At 51.9% G+C, this 2,720-nt stretch carries 1 protein-coding gene and 3 tRNA genes; all 4 read right to left on the bottom strand.

Going from position 1 to position 2,720, the window contains the following annotated elements:
* Positions 1 to 128 precede the first annotated feature (128 nt).
* Positions 129 to 201 (bottom strand) — tRNA-Glu (locus tag ACT3UA_RS18810).
* A gap of 48 nt (positions 202 to 249) precedes the next feature.
* Positions 250 to 321: transfer RNA gene (locus ACT3UA_RS18815), tRNA-Gln, on the bottom strand.
* 299 nt (positions 322 to 620) lie between these two features.
* Positions 621 to 694 (bottom strand) — tRNA-Pro (locus ACT3UA_RS18820).
* Positions 695 to 789: 95 nt separating this feature from the next.
* On the bottom strand, positions 790 to 2,166 hold the full coding sequence (locus ACT3UA_RS18825; protein ID WP_096286796.1) for an FAD-binding oxidoreductase: 1,377 nt from the start codon (positions 2,164 to 2,166) through the stop codon (positions 790 to 792).
* Between the last annotated feature and the right edge of the window lie 554 nt (positions 2,167 to 2,720).

Genomic DNA, 2,720 nt, shown 5'->3' on the forward strand with positions numbered 1-2,720 from the left:
GCCGTTCGCCTCGCTCCGACAGAAGATGCTGAAGTAACAGTAACGCGTGCGCAAAGGATGGCCACGAAGTTCGATGAGCGTAATCTTAAAGCAAAAAACGCGGAACCGAAGTTCCGCGTTTTGATGTGTGACCCCAACGGGATTCGAACCCGTGTTGCCGCCGTGAGAGGGCGGAGTACTAGGCCGCTATACGATGGGGCCGTACGCCGAAGATTTCTCTTCAACTCACCAAATTACTCTGGTGAAGCGCTGGGATACCAGGACTCGAACCTAGAATGACGGAACCAGAAACCGTTGTGTTGCCAATTACACCATATCCCAATGTGACTTGGCTTCCTCAGTGAAGACCATCAAGATCATTCTCTTCGAAATGCCTTAGCACGAGATATAACTATACATAAGAAAACTCGTTTAGGCATCTTTTGAGCCCTTCTCCTCGAGTGATCTACAGCTCTATTGTGTTGAGGTGCAGTTTTACGTCAAAACAGAGCCCGACTACAGGTACGCGGGGAGTGGAACGGCGGGCTTGGATACCTCTGGCGATGGACGGTGAAATATGCGCACGACACCCTCAACCAAAAATAAGGGGGTCCCTAGGGACCCCCTTATTCATTTGCTAGTCGGGATAACAGGATTTGAACCTGCGACCTCGTCGTCCCGAACGACGCGCGCTACCAAGCTGCGCTATATCCCGTAACTCTACAACGGTTATACACTACACCCGGGGATGCGTCTGTGCTAAATCTGCCAGTGAGCTATTGAAGAAGGAACGGACGTCGTTCAAGGAAACTAAAGTGCCTTGCCGGGGTTGAGAATATTCCTCGGGTCAAACAGCGCTTTGATTTCTTGCTGGAGAAGCAGAACGTCAGCAGTTTGTTCCCAGCTCAACCAATCGCGTTTGATAAGGCCGACTCCATGTTCACCGGTGATGGTTCCGCCCATCTCGATGGCCAATCGAATTGATCCTTCCAATGCCTTAGAAAGTCTCGCCAGAGGATCGACTCCGGCACCGGGTTCAACCGAGAATGTAGGATGCAGGTTGCCGTCCCCCGCATGGGCAATGACTCTGACATCTACCTCGTGAGAGTAAGCGATCTGTCGCAGTTCTCGCACGTAGTCGGACATCTTGCTCTTTGGCACTGCAATGTCCTCCCCCATGCGATAGGCATCGTCTTTAGTATCTCCACGGCTTGTTCGCCGCATTTCGATAAGCGTTGTGGCTTCGTCCGCACCGGAGTCGCTGAGGGTTACTTCTTGGTTCTCGAAGGTCTCGCGAATGACAGCTTCTTCCTTTTCGGCGCCATATCCATCCACCCTGACTAAGAGCATGGCACCACCATGCGCTGCATAGTTGGTCGAGTATTGATCATCTAAGATTTCGATAGTCGGCAAATCAAGGAGCTCCAGAATGGCCGGCTGTACGCGGGCGCGGGCTATGCGTTGAACGCCAAGGACTGCTGCTTCCAAACTTGGGAATAACATCGAGATGTCGCGCTCATCCACCGGCAAATATCGTAAGCGCAGCACCGCGCGCACCACGACGCCAAGTGTTCCCTCCGAACCGGTAAACAATCCGGTGAGGTCGTAGCCTGCAACACCTTTGAAGGTATTACGTCCCAGATGAACTAAACGGCCATCCGACAGAACAACGTCTACAGCAAGTACCGATTCACGTGTCACTCCGTATTTGGCACAGCGTAGACCACCAGCATTGGTGGCAATATTGCCACCAATGGTAGACATCTTATAGCTGGCCGGATCCGGTGCGTACATGAGACCGTGTTCGGAGACAGCTACGTTCAAGTCATAGTTGATCACTCCAGGTTCCACCACCGCGACTTCGTCTTCGGGGCGAACTTCCACGATTCGGTTCATCTGCATGAGGTTCAGGACAATGCACTTACCGGTTACGTGAACGCCTCCGGATACACCGGTACCGGCACCACGCGAAACAACGGGCATGCGATGTTCGTAGGCCAGTCGCATTACCTTTTGGACGTCTTCAACCGTTCGGGGGTAAACCACGGCCAGAGGCATGATGGGGTCGCCGACGAATTGCCCGAAGTCCCGGGAATTCTCCAGTAGTACTTCTGCGCGCTGTTCCAGTTGCTCAGCAGAAAGCACTGTGTTCAGTTGGATAAGAAAATCTGACTGCGTTTCTGACATAAGACGTCCTTGTCGTATGATCCGGAGATTCTGTGGTCGTCGATCTTCCGCAGCCTAATCGAATACTTCCAGTCGGGAAGATATCTTGTCATCGTAATCAACCCAGGGGCCCAGCTAGGCTCCATACCAACTGAATCTGCTACTTACCTCGGAAGTCGAGCATATCCTGTCGTTACATATAGATCAGTGTTTGTTGAGCAGGTAGTATCTTCTCGATGTGTTTTCTCTTGACGGGAATCGAATTGGTAGCGTCGAGATCTAGGCAGCGATGACTCTATACTCGTGAACGTAGAATCACACCATGAGGAAATGCATTCGGCTGTCGTCATCGTCGGACATACCGTCCACCCATTATCCAAGCATCCCTGTTTAACGCCATTTCGCGCGTGACTAACCTTGTACGGTTTCGAATAAAGCAGAGTCAAGCACTTATCGATTGGTGCCACAAGGTCGGAGTCGACGCCGCGTATATTGACGGATGAACTTACGCCATATAACAAAACGCGGGTCGAAGATCCCTGCCTATGGGCATGAGCATCAGCGAACATCAGAAC

Source organism: Glutamicibacter sp. 363 (assembly GCF_052379505.1).
GTDB lineage: Bacteria > Actinomycetota > Actinomycetes > Actinomycetales > Micrococcaceae > Glutamicibacter.

What these genes read in the sequence shown, in the direction of transcription:
- ACT3UA_RS18825 (WP_096286796.1), bottom strand. Translation starts at nt 2,166, where the DNA reads ATGTCAGAAACGCAGTCAGATTTTCTTATCCAACTGAACACAGTGCTT.